The 16,376-nt window shown below is 68.2% G+C and carries 15 protein-coding genes; 6 read left to right on the forward strand and 9 right to left on the reverse strand.

The window, feature by feature from the left end; translation table 11 throughout:
- Positions 1-18 precede the first annotated feature (18 nt).
- The gene (locus ACZ4UV_RS25765; RefSeq protein WP_390043872.1) at positions 19-1,227 is read right to left on the reverse strand and encodes an MFS transporter; all 1,209 of its coding nucleotides are present in this window, start codon (positions 1,225-1,227) and stop codon (positions 19-21) included.
- A 142-nt stretch (positions 1,228-1,369) separates the two neighbouring features.
- Here ACZ4UV_RS25765 and ACZ4UV_RS25770 point away from each other — a divergent pair, with 142 nt between their 5' ends.
- The gene (locus tag ACZ4UV_RS25770; RefSeq protein WP_351491775.1) at positions 1,370-1,828 is read left to right on the forward strand and encodes a MarR family winged helix-turn-helix transcriptional regulator; all 459 of its coding nucleotides are present in this window, start codon (positions 1,370-1,372) and stop codon (positions 1,826-1,828) included.
- 9 nt (positions 1,829-1,837) lie between these two features.
- Complete coding sequence (locus ACZ4UV_RS25775) at positions 1,838-2,290, forward strand: GNAT family N-acetyltransferase (RefSeq protein WP_390043874.1); 453 nt, start codon at positions 1,838-1,840, stop codon at positions 2,288-2,290.
- A gap of 80 nt (positions 2,291-2,370) precedes the next feature.
- Here the strand turns inward: ACZ4UV_RS25775 and ACZ4UV_RS25780 are convergent, their stop codons facing one another.
- Positions 2,371-3,756 (reverse strand): serine hydrolase domain-containing protein, encoded by a 1,386-nt coding sequence (locus tag ACZ4UV_RS25780; protein ID WP_451016177.1) that lies wholly within the window; start codon positions 3,754-3,756, stop codon positions 2,371-2,373.
- A gap of 81 nt (positions 3,757-3,837) precedes the next feature.
- Positions 3,838-5,313 (reverse strand): replicative DNA helicase, encoded by a 1,476-nt coding sequence (gene dnaB / locus ACZ4UV_RS25785; RefSeq protein ID WP_467840978.1) that lies wholly within the window; start codon positions 5,311-5,313, stop codon positions 3,838-3,840.
- A 459-nt stretch (positions 5,314-5,772) separates the two neighbouring features.
- Here dnaB and ACZ4UV_RS25790 point away from each other — a divergent pair, with 459 nt between their 5' ends.
- Entirely contained in the window at positions 5,773-7,110 is a 1,338-nt protein-coding gene (locus ACZ4UV_RS25790) for an MATE family efflux transporter (RefSeq protein WP_467840981.1), read from the forward strand.
- A gap of 167 nt (positions 7,111-7,277) precedes the next feature.
- Here ACZ4UV_RS25790 and rplI read toward each other — a convergent pair whose 3' ends face one another.
- The 4 genes from rplI to rpsF all read right to left on the reverse strand — a co-directional run bounded on the left by rplI (position 7,278) and on the right by rpsF (position 8,983).
- Positions 7,278-7,724: a 50S ribosomal protein L9 gene (rplI, locus tag ACZ4UV_RS25795; protein ID WP_351491787.1), complete on the reverse strand. Its 447-nt coding sequence runs from the start codon at positions 7,722-7,724 to the stop codon at positions 7,278-7,280.
- Between the two features lie 18 nt (positions 7,725-7,742).
- Positions 7,743-7,979 carry a 30S ribosomal protein S18 gene (gene rpsR, locus ACZ4UV_RS25800; protein ID WP_003949403.1) on the reverse strand — a complete coding sequence of 79 codons (237 nt, stop codon included), beginning with the start codon at positions 7,977-7,979 and terminating at the stop codon, positions 7,743-7,745.
- Positions 7,980-8,027: 48 nt separating this feature from the next.
- The gene (locus ACZ4UV_RS25805; protein WP_451016180.1) at positions 8,028-8,615 is read right to left on the reverse strand and encodes a single-stranded DNA-binding protein; all 588 of its coding nucleotides are present in this window, start codon (positions 8,613-8,615) and stop codon (positions 8,028-8,030) included.
- Positions 8,616-8,692: 77 nt separating this feature from the next.
- Positions 8,693-8,983, reverse strand: coding sequence for a 30S ribosomal protein S6 (gene rpsF / locus ACZ4UV_RS25810; protein WP_093500872.1), 291 nt, complete (start codon positions 8,981-8,983; stop codon positions 8,693-8,695).
- Between the two features lie 262 nt (positions 8,984-9,245).
- Between rpsF and ACZ4UV_RS25815 the strand changes: the two genes are divergently transcribed.
- From ACZ4UV_RS25815 to ACZ4UV_RS25825, 3 genes are all read left to right on the forward strand, one after another.
- Entirely contained in the window at positions 9,246-9,548 is a 303-nt protein-coding gene (locus tag ACZ4UV_RS25815; protein WP_294009347.1) for a hypothetical protein, read from the forward strand.
- A 163-nt stretch (positions 9,549-9,711) separates the two neighbouring features.
- Positions 9,712-10,833 (forward strand): peptidoglycan bridge formation glycyltransferase FemX, encoded by a 1,122-nt coding sequence (femX, locus tag ACZ4UV_RS25820; protein ID WP_351491794.1) that lies wholly within the window; start codon positions 9,712-9,714, stop codon positions 10,831-10,833.
- An 84-nt stretch (positions 10,834-10,917) separates the two neighbouring features.
- Entirely contained in the window at positions 10,918-11,949 is a 1,032-nt protein-coding gene (locus ACZ4UV_RS25825; protein ID WP_351491796.1) for an alanine racemase, read from the forward strand.
- 142 nt (positions 11,950-12,091) lie between these two features.
- Here ACZ4UV_RS25825 and ACZ4UV_RS25830 read toward each other — a convergent pair whose 3' ends face one another.
- Positions 12,092-13,591, reverse strand: coding sequence for a glycosyltransferase family 87 protein (locus tag ACZ4UV_RS25830; protein WP_451016181.1), 1,500 nt, complete (start codon positions 13,589-13,591; stop codon positions 12,092-12,094).
- A gap of 131 nt (positions 13,592-13,722) precedes the next feature.
- On the reverse strand, positions 13,723-16,368 hold the full coding sequence (locus tag ACZ4UV_RS25835; protein WP_467840989.1) for a transglycosylase domain-containing protein: 2,646 nt from the start codon (positions 16,366-16,368) through the stop codon (positions 13,723-13,725).
- Positions 16,369-16,376: the final 8 nt, after the last annotated feature.

Consider the following 16,376-nt stretch of genomic DNA (forward strand, 5'->3'; position numbering starts at 1 on the left):
GGTGAGAGATGCGGGCGGTCAGTGGTGGACCGACGCCCGCTGTCCTGCGGGTGTACCGCCGGCGACCACCGCGCTAGGGACGCTGTCGCGGCGCTCCAGTGCGGCCGACAGGAAGGCGAGGACGAGGGCGGCCGCGGCGAGGGCGGCACCGACCCAGTTGGGGGAGGTGTAGCCGAAGCCGGCGGCGATCACCATGCCGCCGAGCCAGGCGGACAGGGCGTTGCCGAGGTTGAAGGCGCCGATGTTCACGGCTGACGCCAGGGTGGGAGCGCCGTGCGCCTGGTCCAGGACACGTTTCTGGAGCGGCGGGACGGTGGCGAAACCCAGGGCACCGATCAGGGCCACGGTGACAGCGGCCGCGATCTTGCTGTGCGCGGTGAGCGTGAAGAGGGCGAGAACGACGGCCAGGGAGCCCAGGGACACGTACAGCATGGGCATCAGGGCGCGGTCGGCGAACTTTCCGCCGACCAGGTTGCCGCCGACCATGCCGAGGCCGAAGAGGACCAGCAGCCAGGTCACGGAGCCGTCGGCGAAGCCGGTGACATGGGTCATCATCGGCGCGATGTAGGTGATGGCCGCGAAGACCCCGCCGAAGCCGAGGACGGTCATCGCCATGGCGAGCAGGACCTGGGTGTTCTTGAAGGCGGCCAGCTCGTGCCGCAGGTGCACGCCCTGCGGCTTGGGCAGCTCGGGGACCAGCTTGGCGATGCCGACCAGGCCGACGACGCCGAGGGCGGCGATGATGCCGAAGGTGACGCGCCAGCCGGCGTGCTGTCCCACGAAGGTGCCCAACGGGACGCCGATGACGTTGGCGACCGTGAGGCCGGTGAACATCATCGCGATGGCCCCTGCCTTCTTGCTCGGGGCGACCAGCTCGGCCGCCACGACCGAGCCGATGCCGAAGAAGGCGCCGTGTGCGAGGGAGGCGACCACCCGGCCGATCAGCATGACGGCGAAGACGGGGGCCACGGCGGTGAGCAGGTTACCGGCGATGAAGAAGCCCATCAGCAGCATCAGCATCCGCTTGCGGGGAACCTTCGTGCCCAGCACTGTCATCAGCGGGGCGCCGATGACCACGCCGAGCGCGTAACCGGTGACGAGCAGGCCGGCGGTCGGGATGGAGACCCCGAAGTCACCCGCGACCTCGGGCAGCAAGCCCATGATCCCGAATTCGGTCGTTCCGATTCCGAAGGCCCCGATCGCGAGGGCCAGAAGCGCGAGAGGCATGGAGGTACGACCTTCCCAGACGATTGCAGGTGCGCTTTGCGTGCGTTCACAATAATTGCAGACGCGGGCTATATGCAAGCGAGGGATATTGCAGGCCTGCTCTATCCTGGGTTCAGCAGCTTCGGGACGGAGGAAAACGCCCATGACAGCGACGGACCCCGCGCTCACCGCCCTCGCCCAGGGCTGGTGCGCCCTCTCCCTGCTCCACGGCAGGATCGAGGCGCACATCGAGCGCGCCCTACAGGCCAAGCACGACCTGAGCGTCCGCGAGTACTCCCTACTCGACGTGCTCAGCCGGCAGCACGACGGCGAAGGGGGCCATCTGCAGATGAAGCAGGTGGCCGACGCGGTCGTACTCAGCCAGAGCGCCACCACCCGGCTGGTCACACGCCTGGAGGACCGCGGCCTCCTGGAGCGCTACCTCTGCCCGACCGACCGTCGCGGCATCTACACCAACGTCACCGAGGCGGGCCTACGCCTGCTGGAAGAGGCTCGCCCCACCAACGACACGGCGCTGCGCGAATCCCTCGACGAAGCCGCCAGGAACGCAGATCTGGCTCCCCTGGTCCGGGCCGTGGAGTCACTGCACGTGCCCGCATAGGCTGCGGATATGGGAGACCTTGACATACGTACCGCGGTCGCCGACGACGTCCCGGCCATCGTCGGCATGCTCGCCGACGACCCGCTGGGCGCCCGGCGGGAGACACCGGACGACCTGGCGCCCTATCTGAGCGCCCTGGAACGGCTCAGCGCCGATCCCAACCAGCATCTGGTAGTGGCCGTCCGTGAAGGCCGCGTCGTCGGCACACTCCAACTCACGGTCATTCCCGGGCTGTCGAGGCGCGGTGCCACCCGGTCGATCATCGAAGGTGTGCGTATCCACGCCGACGAGCGCGGCAGCGGTCTGGGCACCCGGTTCATCGAGTGGGCTATCGACGAATCCCGCCGCCAAGGCTGCCAGTTGGTCCAGCTGACCTCGGACACATCACGGGTCGACGCTCATCGCTTCTACGAGCGGCTCGGTTTCACCGCCTCGCACACAGGCTTCAAGCTCGAGATCTGACCCCAGCGGCTTACAGCCGAGCGGAGCATGCGGGCGGGGGCGGTGTTTCACGTGAAACACCGCCCCCGCCTTCCCGTCCGCTAACCGATCCCCCGCCATCCCTCGGGATCCACCCCTCCGGGCACGGGAGCCGTCTCGTCGTACGGCTGACGTGTGAACACGAACGATCCGACGTCCAGGTGGCTCACGCCACCGTCCGTGCGCCGTACGGGCCGTAGCAGCTCTCCGGCGTAATAGCCCTCCAGGCCGGTCCAGGTGCCGTCGCGGTTGGAGCGGAAACGGGCTCGGCGGCCGACGCCGGTCAGCGGCCCCAGCGAGACCAGCCCGTCGGCCGCCACCCGCAGCGCGAAGGCATGTGTTCCCCAGTACCAAGGGCCTGCCAACTCCAGGACGGACGGCTCGACCTGGGGCAGCGGGCGCCATGGCTCGGGGATGCGCGGCTCGGCCTCCGCGACGATACGGACGAGGTCGGCACCGGTGGCGGACAGCAGGGGGCCGGAGGTGCAGTTCGCCAGCACCACGGCCGCCACGTCATCGTCCACGCTGATGGTGAGGTTGGCCAGGAAGCCGGGTAGCGAGCCCGAGTGCCCGACGAACAACCTCCCGTCACGGCGCTGGATCTGCAGGCCGAGGCCGTAGGTGGCGCCGTCCATCACGTCGGCGGCCTCGGCGGGGGCCGCCGGAGTGCGCATCTCCCGCACCGACTCGGCGCTCAGTACTCGGTCGTCCCCGGCCGCCAGGAACGCCGCGAAGCGGGCCAGGTCGCCGGTGGTCGACCAGAGCTGCCCGGCCGGTGCCATCCGCCCGAGATCCTCCAGGGGCTCCGGGAGCAGGGCGTCGGCCCAGGGGTGCACCGCCCAGCCACCCGCGTGCGGCGCATGTGGCTGGGCGGTCGTGCGGTGGAGGCCCAGCGGCTCGAGCACCTCCCGCCGCAGCACCTCCTCCCAGGGAGCACCGCGGAGTTCCTCGACCAGCGCGCCGAGCAGGGTGTAGCCGGGGTTGGAGTAGTGGTGGCGCCGGCCGACGGGATGCAGGAGGGGCTGCTCACCGAGGACGTCGCTGAGCTCCGGCCGCAGCGAGCCCGGCGTGCGCTCCCACCAGGGTGCCGGGGACTCGGCCGCCAACCCTGCGGTGTGCGCGAGGAGTTCGGCGATGGTCGCCTCCCCCGCGCCGGTACCCGGCAGATGTTTCTCCAACGGGTCGCCGAGGTCGAGCAGCCCCTCGTCACGAAGCCTGAGCACCAGAACGGCAGTGAAGGTCTTGGTGATCGAGCCGATCCGGTACTGCACGTTCTCGTCCGGCCCGTGCCCGTCCACCGAGGTCCGCGCCCCGTGCCAGACGGCCCGCCCGCCGCGCACGACCGCCGCCACCAGTGACGGCGCCCGGCCTTCGGACTGAGCCACGGCGATCCGATGCAGCAGCGCCCGCCGGGTGGCGGGGAGCAACTCTTCCTGGAATGTCGTCATGCGCCCAGTCCACCTGGTGGGCGGACCGGCGTCGAGTCCATTTCGCCGGCTCGGATCACGTCGGTGCTGTCCCGGCTCGGATCAGGTCTGTGCCATGTCCACGAAGCGGGAGTAGTGGCCCTGGAAGGCCACGGTGATCGTCGCCGTCGGGCCGTTTCGGTGCTTGCCGACGATGATGTCCGCCTCGCCCGCGCGCGGCGACTCCTTCTCGTAGGCGTCCTCGCGGTGGAGCAGGATCACCATATCGGCGTCCTGCTCGATGGAGCCGGACTCACGCAGGTCGGAGACCATCGGCTTCTTGTCCGTGCGCTGCTCGGGACCACGGTTGAGCTGTGAGAGCGCGATCACCGGAACCTCCAGCTCCTTGGCCAGCAGCTTGAGGTTTCGCGACATGTCCGACACCTCCTGCTGACGGCTCTCGGACCGCTTGCCGCCGGACTGCATCAGCTGGAGATAGTCGATGATCACGAGCTTGATGTCGTTGCGCTGCTTCAGCCGACGGCACTTGGCGCGGATCTCCATCATCGACAGGTTCGGGGAGTCGTCGATGTAGAGCGGCGCGGCCGAGACGTCGGGCATCCGGCGGGCCAGCCGGGTCCAGTCCTCGTCGGTCATCGTGCCGGAACGCATGTGGTGCAGGGCGACCCGGGCCTCGGCGGACAGCAGACGCATCGCGATCTCGTTGCGGCCCATTTCAAGGGAGAAGATGACGCTGGGCAGGTTGTGCTTGATCGACGCGGCCCGCGCGAAGTCCAGCGCGAGGGTGGACTTACCCATGGCGGGACGCGCGGCGATGACGATCATCTGGCCGGGGTGAAGGCCGTTGGTGAGCGAGTCCAGGTCGGTGAAGCCGGTGGGCACGCCGGTCATCTCGCCGGTGCGGGAGCCGATCGCCTCGATCTCGTCGAGGGCGCCCTCCATGATGTCGCCGAGCGGCAGGTAGTCCTCGCTGGTCCGCTGCTCGGTGACGGCGTAGATCTCGGCCTGGGCGCTGTTGACGATCTCGTCGATGTCGCCGTCGGCCGCGTATCCCATCTGTGTGATGCGGGTACCCGCCTCGACCAGGCGGCGCAGCACCGCCCGCTCGTGGACGATCTCCGCGTAGTACTCGGCGTTCGCCGCCGTCGGCACCGTCTGGACGAGGGTGTGCAGATAGGAGGCGCCGCCGACCTTGTTGATCTCGCCGCGTTTGGTGAGCTCGGCGGCGATGGTGATGGGGTCGGCCGGCTCGCCCTTCGCGTAGACGTCGAGGATCGCCTGGTAGATCGTCTCGTGCGCGGGTTTGTAGAAGTCGTGGCCCTTGAGGATCTCGACGACGTCGGCGATGGCGTCCTTGGAGAGCAGCATGCCGCCGAGCACGGACTGCTCGGCGTCCAGGTCCTGCGGGGGAACCCGCTCGAAGGTGGCGCCCCCGCCGTCCCAGTCCCCGCTGTCCCGGCCCCGGTCGTGCCGGTCGTCCCGGCGGGGACCGCCGTCCTCCCGCCGGCGGGAGGCGGGCAGACGATCACCCGGACCGGCGTCGGCCCACGGATCGTCCAAGGGCTCGGAAATGCTCACCGAGCCACCTCCTCCCGTCCGCACCGCGGACCTCGCCATGCCCTCTTTTGTACGGCACGGCACTGACAACCAGGACGCCCCATTCCGGTTCTGGACGCGTCGGTTTTATGAGGTTTCCGAGGCCGCGACAAGGAGCGGGTGCCGGACCACGTTAGGCCCGCAGGCACCGTCAGCCAATCTGGTTATCCACAGGCCATGTGGACGACCGCCCGTATGCTGTGGAGAACCCGCCAAAACCTGTGCACGACGCGGTGGACAGCCCTGTGAACAAGCCCTCGATCCCTGTCCACAACAACCTCTGACCTGCACATTTACCATCCACCGGCTGTGCAGAAGAAAAACTTTCCCAGTCGGACCAAGATCGCTTCGAACAACGCGCGACGGCGCGGACGACACAACCCCAGGTAAGGGTCACTATGCATTTGCATCACTTACCTGTGGACGATTAGATTAGCGCCCATGTCACAGGCTCCCGCGACCTCCGAGGCCACCCGACAGGGGCACGACCGAGAGATCATCGCACTGGCTGTCCCGGCCTTCGGCGCACTCGTCGCCGAGCCGCTTTTCGTCATGGCCGACAGCGCGATCGTCGGCCACCTCGGCACCGCACAACTCGCCGGTCTCGGAATCGCCTCGGCCCTCCTCACCACCGCGGTGAGCATCTTTGTCTTCCTCGCCTACGCCACCACGTCCGCCGTCGCCCGCCGGGTGGGCTCCGGCGATCTCCAGGCGGCCGTCCGCCAGGGCATGGACGGCATCTGGCTGGCACTGCTGCTCGGTGCCGCGGTCATCGCCGTCGTCGTCCCCTTCGCCCCCGGCGTCGTCGACGTCTTCGGCGCCTCAGCCACCGCCGCTCCCTACGCGACCGCCTACCTGAGGATCTCCTCCCTCGGTATCCCGGCCATGCTGGTCGTGCTCGCCGCCACCGGCGTCCTGCGCGGCCTCCAGAACACCCGGACGCCGCTGTACGTCGCCGTAGCGGGGTTCATCGTCAACGCCGGGCTCAACGCGGTGCTCGTCTACGGTGCCGGACTGGGCATCGCCGGCTCCGCCTGGGGCACCGTCATCGCCCAGTGCGGGATGGCGGCCGTCTATCTGACCGTCGTCGTACGCGGTGCCCGCAGACACGGAGCGTCGCTGCGCCCCGACGCCGCCGGGATACGTGCCTCGGCACAGGCCGGCGTACCCCTGCTCGTCCGGACGATCTCACTGCGGGCCATCCTGATGATCGCCACCGCCGTGGCGGCCCGGCTGGGCGATGCCGACATCGCAGCCCACCAGATCGTGCTGTCCCTGTGGAGCCTGCTGGCCTTCGCCCTGGACGCGATCGCCATCGCCGGGCAGGCCGTCATCGGCCGCTATCTCGGGGCGGATGACGCCGCCGGCGCCCGCGAAGCCTCTCGGCGCATGGTGCAATGGGGCATCGCCACCGGAGTCGTCCTGGGCCTGCTCGTGATCACCGCCCGGCCGCTCTTCCTCCCGTTGTTCACCGGCGACCCCGCCGTGAAGCACACCGCGCTGCCCGCGCTGCTCATCGTGGCGCTCTCCCAGCCGATCTCCGGCGTGGTCTTCGTCCTCGACGGCGTACTGATGGGTGCGGGAGACGGGCCCTATCTCGCCGGGGCCATGGTCATCACACTCGCGGTCTTCACTCCGGTGGCGCTGCTCGTCCCCGCCCTGGGCGGCGGGCTCACGGCGCTCTGGGGAGCCATGACGCTGATGATGACAGTACGGATGCTCACCCTCTGGCTGCGGGCACGCTCCGGGCGATGGATCGTGACCGGCGCGACGCGCTGACCTTTACGCACTGCCGACGGTTTCACGTGAAACATCGCGGGCTGTCACGTTTCACGTGAAACACCCCGCGGCTCCACACCGTCCTCGGCGAAGGCAAAAGGGGCCGCACCCTTCACGGGTGCGGCCCCTTTCAGCTACTGCTGCTACTGCTCAAGCCGAGCGCAGCGTCAGGCCGCGACGACCTCGATGTTGACCTTGGCGGCAACCTCGGGGTGCAGACGCACGGACGTCTCGTGGGCGCCCAGCGTCTTGATCGCCGAACCGACCTCGATGCGGCGCTTGTCGACCTCGGGGCCACCGGCAGCCTTGATCGCCGAAGCGATGTCGGCCTGGGTGACGGAACCGAAGAGACGGCCGGCGTCGCCGGCACGGACGGCCAGGCGGACCTTGACGCCCTCGAGCTGGGCCTTCACCTGGTTGGCCTGCTCGATGGTCTGGATCTCGTGGATCTTGCGAGCACGACGGATCTGCTCGACGTCCTTCTCGCCACCCTTGGTCCAGCGGATCGCGAACTTCCGCGGGATCAGGTAGTTGCGTGCGTAGCCGTCCTTGACGTCGACGACGTCGCCGGCGGCGCCGAGGCCAGAGACCTCGTGGGTAAGGATGATCTTCATTGGTCGGTCACCCTTCCCTTAGCGCGCGGTGGAGGTGTAGGGCAGCAGCGCCATCTCACGGCTGTTCTTGACGGCCGTGGCGACGTCACGCTGGTGCTGCGTGCAGTTGCCGGTCACGCGGCGGGCACGGATCTTGCCGCGGTCGGAAATGAACTTCCGCAGCATGTTCGTGTCCTTGTAGTCCACGTACGTGACCTTGTCCTTGCAGAAAGCGCAGACCTTCTTCTTAGGCTTGCGCACAGGCGGCTTCGCCATGGTGTTTCTCCTGTGTGATCAAGAAGTGGGGATACGAGCCCTTACCCCTTAGAAGGGGGGCTCGTCCGAGTAGCCGCCACCGCCGCCGGAGCCGGAGCCGCCGCCCCAGCCGCCACCGCCCTGGTTGCCACCACCGGCGGGAGCGCCGGAAGCCCAGGGGTCGTCGTTGGGGGCGCCGCCCTGGTTGCCGCCGCCGGGGCCACCGCCCCAGCCGCCGCCACCCTGGCCGCCACCACCGCCGTAACCACCCTGGCCGCCGCGGCCGCCGCCACCGGCGGTCTTGGTGACCTTGGCCGTGGCGCTCCGCAGGCTGGCGCCGACTTCCTCGACGTCCAGCTCGTAGACCGTGCGCTTGACACCCTCACGGTCCTCGTAGGACCGCTGCTTCAGGCGGCCCTGCACGATGACGCGCATGCCTCGCTGGAGCGACTCCGCGACGTTCTCCGCCGCCTGACGCCAGACCGAGCAGGTCAGGAACAGGCTCTCGCCGTCCTTCCACTCGTTGGTCTGACGGTCGAAGGTGCGGGGGGTGGACGCGACACGGAACTTCGCGACCGCCGCACCGGAGGGGGTGAAGCGCAGCTCGGGGTCATCGACAAGATTGCCGACGACCGTGATGACGGTCTCGCCTGCCATGGGGGAACCTCTCGGCGGGTTTGCTGCTGGCTGCTTGTGCTGCTACTCGAAATCCCGAGATCGGCTGAGCGGAGAGCTCAGTGGGTCTCGGGGCGGAGGACCTTGGTCCGGAGGACCGACTCGTTCAGGTTCATCTGGCGGTCGAGCTCCTTGACGACCACAGGCTCGGCCTGCAGGTCGATGACCGAGTAGATGCCCTCGGGCTTCTTCTTGATCTCGTACGAGAGACGACGACGGCCCCAGGTGTCGACCTTCTCGACCTTTCCGTTGCCCTCACGGACGACGGAGAGGAAGTTCTCGATCAGGGGGGCGACAGCGCGCTCCTCCAGATCGGGGTCGAGGATGACCATCACCTCGTAGTGACGCATGTGGAACCCACCTCCTTTGGACTCAGCGGCCACGGTCGTTCCGTGGCAGGAGGGTTGTGATGCGTACGCAACGGTATCGGCAGCCACTGACATTCGGGGGTTCCCGCTGGGATCCCGGCCAGGGCCTGGGCAGACACCGGTGCAGACGCTACAGACTACCCGCACACGCGCTTCCGGTTGAAATCCGGCGGCCGGGGCCCTCAATCTGTACACATCGGGTGTGTACGGCGCTACGATGCGCCGCCTTCCGCAGGAGGTGCCCATGGCACAGGCATTGCGACCCAACACCGCCGGATCTCTGTTCGCCACCGACGGCAAGACCCATCCGCTCCAGGACTCGCTGATGGCAGTGACGCTGGCGCTCGGGCTCATCGCCTTCATCACGTCGTTCTTCCACAGCCTTCACCTGCTCAGCTCCTGGACCGGCCTGATCGGCCTCTGCACCGGTCTGTACGGGCAGTGGGTCTCGATCACCACGCGAGAGCGTTTCGGCCTGATCCTGGGTCTCGGTGCCTCGGGCATCGGCTTCTTCATCGGCATGGCGCACGGCGGCCTGTTCGGCTGAGTCCTGCACCCCTGACACAACCCTGGAACGCCCCGGCCGGACAGGAGCCGGGGCGTAGGTGCCGTACGGCCAGTCGGGCCGCGGGCGAGGCGCAGTAGGCTTCGGCGCGAGAGCCGGAGCCCCTGTACCCATGGGGACACACCAGCCCGAGGAGCGCCCCGACATGAGCCTGACCCTGAGGACCATCAGCCGCGAACAGCATCTGGCGTACATCCAGAGCCTGCCGGCGGCTAGCCACATGCAGGTCCCGGCCTGGGCCGATGTCAAGGCGGAGTGGCGTTCGGAGAACCTCGGCTGGTTCGACGAGCGCACCGGCGAGATGGTCGGTGCGGGCTTGGTGCTGTACCGCCAGCTGCCCAAGATCAAGCGCTACCTCGCCTACCTCCCCGAGGGCCCGGTCATCAACTGGTTCGCGCCGAATCTCGACGAGTGGCTCCAGCCGATGCTCGCCCACCTCAAGCAGCAGGGCGCGTTCTCGGTGAAGATGGGCCCGCCGGTGATCATCCGGCGCTGGGAGTCCAACTCCATCAAGCAGGGCATCCAGAACCCGGACGTGAAGCGACTGCGCGACATCGAGGCCGACTTCATCGAGCCGCGCGCCTTCGAAGTGGCCGACAAGCTGCGCCGGATGGGCTGGCAGCAGGGCGAGGACGGCGGCGCCGGCTTCGGTGACGTGCAGCCGCGCTATGTCTTCCAGGTGCCGCTGGCGAACCGTTCCCTGGAAGAGGTCCACAGGAACTTCAACCAGCTGTGGCGGCGCAACATCAAGAAGGCCGAGAAGGCTGGCGTCGAGGTCGTCCAGGGCGGCTACCAGGACCTGGCGGAGTGGCAGCGGCTGTACGAGATCACGGCCGTGCGCGACCACTTCCGGCCGCGCCCGCTGTCGTACTTCCAGCGCATGTGGACGGCCCTCAACACCGAGGACCCCAACCGGATGCGGCTGTACTTCGCCCGGCACAACGGGGTCAACCTGTCCGCGGCGACCATGCTGATCGTCGGCGGGCACGTCTGGTACTCCTACGGCGCGTCCGACAACATCGGCCGTGAGGTGCGGCCCTCGAACGCCATGCAGTGGCGGATGCTGCGCGACGCCTACGCGCTCGGCGCCACCGTCTACGACCTGCGCGGCATCTCGGACTCGCTGGACGAGACGGACCACCTCTTCGGCCTGATCCAGTTCAAGGTGGGCACCGGTGGCCAGGCCGCCGAGTACCTCGGCGAGTGGGACTTCCCGCTGAACAAGCTGCTCCACAAGGCGCTCGACATCTACATGTCGCGCCGCTGACGTCACGCTCCGTGCTTCTATAGCCCTGACACACCGCAGTCCTCTGGCACTCCCCAGCCACCCAGAAAGGTTCCAGGTCCGGCCATGGCGCTCACGCTCTACGTCGACACCGCGCGCTGGCGGGCGCACCACAAGCACGTGCAGGAGCAGTTCCCGGGCCTCGTCCCGGTCTGCAAGGGCAACGGCTACGGCTTCGGGCACGAGCGCCTGGCCGAGGAGGCCACGCGGCTGGGCTCGGACATCCTCGCCGTCGGTACGACGTACGAAGCCGCGCGCATCAAGGACTGGTTCGGCGGCGACCTGCTGGTGCTGACCCCGTACCGGCGCGGCGAGGAACCGGTGCCGCTGCCCGACCGGGTCATCCGCTCGGTGTCGTCCATCGACGGCGTGTACGGCCTGGTGGGCGCCCGCGTGGTCATCGAGGTGATGTCCACGATGAAGCGGCACGGCATCAGCGAGCAGGATCTGCCGCAGCTGCACTCCGCCATAGAGAACGTCCGGCTGGAGGGCTTCGCCATCCACCTGCCGCTGGACCGCACCGACGGCTCGGACGCCGTCGAGGAGGTCATCGGCTGGATGGACCGGCTGCGCGCGGCCCGGCTGCCGCTGCACACGATGTTCGTCAGCCACCTCAAGGCCGACGAACTCGCCCGGCTGCAGCAGCAGTTCCCGCAGACCCGGTTCCGGGCCCGGATCGGCACCCGGTTGTGGCTGGGGGACCACGACGCCACCGAGTACCGCGGGGCGGTCCTGGACGTCTCCCGCGTCGCCAAGGGCGACCGGTTCGGCTACCGGCAGCAGAAGGCGGCCTCGGACGGCTTCCTGGTGGTCGTGGCGGGCGGTACATCGCACGGGGTGGGCCTGGAGGCCCCGAAGGCCCTGCACGGCGTCATGCCGCGCGCCAAGGGCGTCGCACGGGCCGGCCTGGCCACGGTGAACCGGAACCTTTCTCCGTTCGTCTGGGGCGGCAAGCAGCGCTGGTTCGCGGAGCCGCCCCACATGCAGGTGTCGATCCTCTTCGTGCCCTCGGACGCCCCGGAGCCGAAGGTCGGCGAGGAGCTGGTGGCCCATCTGCGGCACACCACGACCCAGTTCGACCGGATCGTGGACCGCTGACCGGCCCCAGGACGGAGAAGCGCACCGCCTGACCGTCCGCGGAACAGGCAAAGGGCCGCACACGGAGTCCGTGTACGGCCCTTTTTCCGTTCAGGAGCTGAGCTGTTCGCTCAGAGCGAACCACCCTCAGAGCGAACCACCTTCAGAGCGAACCGTCCTCCGAGGATCGGGTTCCCCATTCCACCTGCGGCCCCTCGAAGTGGGCCGCGTGGCGCGGGGGACGGGCCGCCGCGCCGAGCACGAAGGCGTCCTCCGTACCGTCCAGCACCCCGCCGGAGGGATCGTCCTCCCCGCTGCGGCGCACCAAGTCCCGCTCGGGCATGAGGATGTCGCGCACGACCATGCCGCACAGGTAGAGCGTGCCCAACAGGTGCACGGCGATGGCCCAGTGGTAGCCGTCGGTCGGCAGGCCCTTGTGGGCGTCTCCGCTGGTCGTGTAGGCGAGGTACATCCAGATGCCCAGGAAGTACGCCACCTCGCACGCCTGCCAGATCAGGAAGTCCCGCCACTTGGGCCGGGCGAGGACGGCCAGCGGCACCAGCCACAGCACGTACTGCGGGGAGTAGACCTTGTTGGTGAGGATGAAGGCCGCCACCACCAGGAAGGCCAGCTGGGCGAAGCGCGGCCGACGCGGAGCGGTGAGGGCCAGGGCCGCGATGCCCAGGAAGCAGAGCAGCACCAGGACCGTGGCCGCGGTGTTCACGAAGTCGGTGCTGGGTGGGGTGGTCGTGTTCTGCGCCCAGATCAGCCAGAAGGAACCGAAGTCGACGCCCCGCTCCTGGCTGAACGTGTAGAACTTCGACCAGCCGTCGAAGGCGAAGATCATCACCGGCAGGTTCACGACGAGCCAGGCGACCACCGCACCGCCCGTGGCAACGAAGAACTCCCGCCATTTGCCGGCGCGCCAGCACAGGAGGAACAACGGCCCCAGCAGGAAGACGGGGTACAGCTTGGCGGCCGTGGCAAGCCCCAGAAGGACACCGAAGGCGAGGGGACGGCTCCGGGACCACATCAGCATCGCCGCGGCCGTCAGAGCGACCGCCAGGAGGTCCCAGTTGATGGTGGCGGTCAGGGCGAAGGCGGGTGCCAGGGCGACCAGCAGGCCGTCCCAGGGGCGCCTGCGGTGCGTACGGACCACGCACACCGCGATGACCGCGGCGCACAGCATGAGCATTCCGGCGTTGACGAACCAGTACACCTGCTCCTGGAGCATGATGCTGCCGCTGCCCGGCGTGAGCCATGCGGCCACCTCCATGAACACACCGGTGAGCACCGGGTATTCGAGGTAGTCCATGTCGCCCGGGAGCTTGTCGAAGTACGGCACCAGACCGTCGGCGAAACCGCGCCCCTGGTAGAGGTGCGGAATGTCCGAGTAGCAGGCGTGGGTGTACTGGGAACTCGCGCCGAAGAACCAGCCACTGTCGTAGCAGGGCATCTTCTGCACCATGCCGAGGGCGAACATCCCGACCGCCACGATGACGACCACCCGTAGCGGCGTCCACCAGGACGTGCCGAGCAGGGCACGCCGCCCGATGGGGCCGCCGATCAGCTCACTCCCGGCGGCGGCGACCTCGTCATCCCTGGTCGGCCGCACCGGCTCCGGCTCACGCACGCCCGCGGGCGTCGTCTCTGCACTGGGCATGGGGCCCATCCTGCCGTACCTCTCTAGGAATACGCCGAGGGCCGCCGCACCTCGCCGGGTGCGGCGGCCCATGTTTCACGTGAAACAGACCTCGGCGGGCGAAATGGTCACCAGCCGGTCAGACCGCGCGGCTAGCCGGTTGATCCACCGAAGAGGTTTCCTCCGCCGTTGGCATTGCCTCTGGTGTTGCCATCGCCGGTCGTCTCCGTGGCTGACGGCGAGGACGTCGTGCCCGACGTGCTGCCGCCGGTGTTACCGCCGTCGGTCGAGCAGTTCCAGGCGAACTGGCAGGTCTCCGTCACCGTGGGCGACGGGGAGGTGACCGTCTCGCTCGGGGTGGCACTCGGCGTCTCGCTGGGCGTCTCGCTCGGCGTGATGCTGGGAGACGGCGTCGGGGAAGGAGCCCCGGCCTCATCGGCGACCTCACCGATCTTGGTCGCCTCGGGGAAGCCCAGGTCGTTCTTGCCCTTCAGCGCGGCCTTCATGTACTCGGTCCACACCGAGGTCGGGATGTCACCACCGTGGATGGACGCCACGCCGGCGGTGCCGTTCATGGAGAGCAGCTCGGCGTCCTTCGGGTTCTCACGGAACATCGCCACCGAGGTCGACAGCTGCTTGGTGTAGCCGACGAACCAGGCCGACTTGTTGCTGTCGGTGGTACCGGTCTTGCCCGCCGCCGTACGCCCCAGGGCCTTGGCGTTGGTACCCGTACCGTTCTGGATGACGTTCTGCAGGACGTCCGTGACGTTGTTCGCGACGTTCTCCTCCATGGCCCTGGTCGTCTTCGGCTTGCCGAAGCCGCTCAGCTCCTGCCCGTCCTGCTTGACCGCGGTCACGGAGTACGGGTCCACGTGTTCGCCGGACGCCGCGAAGGTCGCGTACGCATCCGCCATGCGGATGGCACTGGGAGTGGACGTACCGATGGCGAACGAGGGGTTCAGGTCCTGCGACATGCTGTCCGGCAGGATCCCGGACGCCTGGGCCATGTCCCGTACCTTCGTCATCCCGACGTCCACGCCGAGTTGCACGAACGGTGTGTTGATCGACTGCTCCATCGCCTTGCGCAGGGTGATGTAGCCCCAGGGGTACGCACTCTCGTTCCGCTGACGGAAGATCGAGTTGTCCTTGTTCAGGTAGTACGTACCGTCCGGCCTGCGCACCTTGAGGTTGTCGTCGCCGTTGTACTTGCTCAGCGGCGACACCCCGACGCCGTCGGTCTTGTACGTCCCGTCCTGCATGGCCGCTGCCAGCACGAACGGCTTCCACGTCGAACCGACGGGGACACCTGAGGTGTCGGCGTTGTTGGTGAAGTGGTTGTTCTCGTAGCCGGCACCGCCGTACAGGGCGACGATCGCACCGTCGTCGGGCACCACCGACGCGGCACCGAACTGGACGTACTTGTCCTTGTCCCGGTTCTTCGGGTCCAGACGCGCCTTCTGGACCTTCTCCACGGCCGCGGTCAGCGCGTTGACCTTGTCCTTGTCGAAGGTCGTGTAGATCTGGAAGCCGCCCTGGTCGAACTGCGCCTCCGTGATGTTGGAGTGCGCGAGGACGTACTTCTTGGCCGTGTCGGCGAGGTAGCTGATCTGCCCGGTCATGCCCTTGACCGCCTTGCGGCCCTGGGGCAGCGGGTACTTCTTGACGGCCGTCTGGTATTCGGCGTCGGTGAGGTGCTGGTCCTTGTGCATCTCTTCGAGGATCCAGGCCCAGCGGTCGTGCGAGCGCTTGTAGTTGGCTTCCTTGGTCGCTGCGGGGTCGATGTCCGGGTTGCCCGCGGGGTCGTAGTACGTCGCGCCCTTGAGCAGAGACGCCAGGACCGCACACTGGCTCGGGGTGAGGTCCTTGGCGTCCACTCCGTAGTAGGTCTGGGCGGCGGCCTGGATGCCGTACGCGCCACGGCCGAAGTACGAGGTGTTCAGGTAGCCCTGGAGGATCTCCGGCTTGGTGAACTTGGTGCCCACCTTGATGGAGATGAACATCTCCTTGAACTTGCGGGTGATCGTCTGGTCCTGGCTGAGGTAGGTGTTCTTGACGAACTGCTGGGTGATCGTCGAACCACCCTGCGTCTCACCACCCTGCGCCATGTTGACGAGGGCACGGGCGATGCCCTTGAAGTCGACGCCCGGGTCCGTGTAGAAGCTCTTGTTCTCCGCTGAGATCACCGCGTACTGCATGGCCTCGGGGATCTGGTCGATGGTGACGTTCTGCCGGTTGATGCCGGTGCCCGTCGCCACCATCTGCTTGCCGTCGGCCCAGTAGTAGACGTTGTTCTGGGACTTGGCCGCCTGGTTCTCGTCCGGGACGCCGACCATGGCGTACCCGACGCCGACCAGCGCCACCAGGCTGCCGAAGAAGGTGATGCACAGCCCCGAGACGAGCTTCCAGGAGGGAACCCACCTGCGCCAGCCGAATCTGTTCGCCCTGGGATAGTCGATCAGACGCTTCTTGCCGGGCGCCGTCGACGCCCAGCCTCTGCCGCGCCCGGGCCCGGCAGGACCACCCGGACCACGGCCTCCGTTGTCGGCCGCTCTGCGACGGCTGTTTCCCGTACTTCTCTGTGCCGCCCGGCGTGCCTCGGCACGGCCACCGTACGGACGCTCCTCACCTCCCGAGTCCGCGTCCGACCCATAGGAACTGGACCCATAGGAGTCGGAAAGAGACCCGGTGGCGCCTCGCGGTGCCGCGCGGCGGCCGGAGGACGGTCCGGACTGGCCGCGTCGGGCCGCGGCACGTCCGCCTCCCTGCGGCGGCGGCGGTTTGCGACGGTGCTCGCTCATCGAACGAT

The sequence above is a fragment of the Streptomyces sp. NPDC028289 genome (assembly GCF_055565975.1).

Coding starts and splice junctions, on each gene's coding strand:
- ACZ4UV_RS25765 (WP_390043872.1), bottom strand. CDS start 1,227: ATGCCTCTCGCGCTTCTGGCCCTCGCGATCGGGGCCTTCGGAATCGGA.
- ACZ4UV_RS25770 (WP_351491775.1), top strand. CDS start 1,370: ATGACAGCGACGGACCCCGCGCTCACCGCCCTCGCCCAGGGCTGGTGC.
- ACZ4UV_RS25775 (WP_390043874.1), top strand. CDS start 1,838: ATGGGAGACCTTGACATACGTACCGCGGTCGCCGACGACGTCCCGGCC.
- ACZ4UV_RS25780 (WP_451016177.1), bottom strand. CDS start 3,756: ATGACGACATTCCAGGAAGAGTTGCTCCCCGCCACCCGGCGGGCGCTG.
- ACZ4UV_RS25790 (WP_467840981.1), top strand. CDS start 5,773: ATGTCACAGGCTCCCGCGACCTCCGAGGCCACCCGACAGGGGCACGAC.
- rplI (WP_351491787.1), bottom strand. CDS start 7,724: ATGAAGATCATCCTTACCCACGAGGTCTCTGGCCTCGGCGCCGCCGGC.
- rpsR (WP_003949403.1), bottom strand. CDS start 7,979: ATGGCGAAGCCGCCTGTGCGCAAGCCTAAGAAGAAGGTCTGCGCTTTC.
- ACZ4UV_RS25805 (WP_451016180.1), bottom strand. CDS start 8,615: ATGGCAGGCGAGACCGTCATCACGGTCGTCGGCAATCTTGTCGATGAC.
- rpsF (WP_093500872.1), bottom strand. CDS start 8,983: ATGCGTCACTACGAGGTGATGGTCATCCTCGACCCCGATCTGGAGGAG.
- ACZ4UV_RS25815 (WP_294009347.1), top strand. CDS start 9,246: ATGGCACAGGCATTGCGACCCAACACCGCCGGATCTCTGTTCGCCACC.
- femX (WP_351491794.1), top strand. CDS start 9,712: ATGAGCCTGACCCTGAGGACCATCAGCCGCGAACAGCATCTGGCGTAC.
- ACZ4UV_RS25825 (WP_351491796.1), top strand. CDS start 10,918: ATGGCGCTCACGCTCTACGTCGACACCGCGCGCTGGCGGGCGCACCAC.
- ACZ4UV_RS25830 (WP_451016181.1), bottom strand. CDS start 13,591: ATGCCCAGTGCAGAGACGACGCCCGCGGGCGTGCGTGAGCCGGAGCCG.
- ACZ4UV_RS25835 (WP_467840989.1), bottom strand. CDS start 16,368: ATGAGCGAGCACCGTCGCAAACCGCCGCCGCCGCAGGGAGGCGGACGT.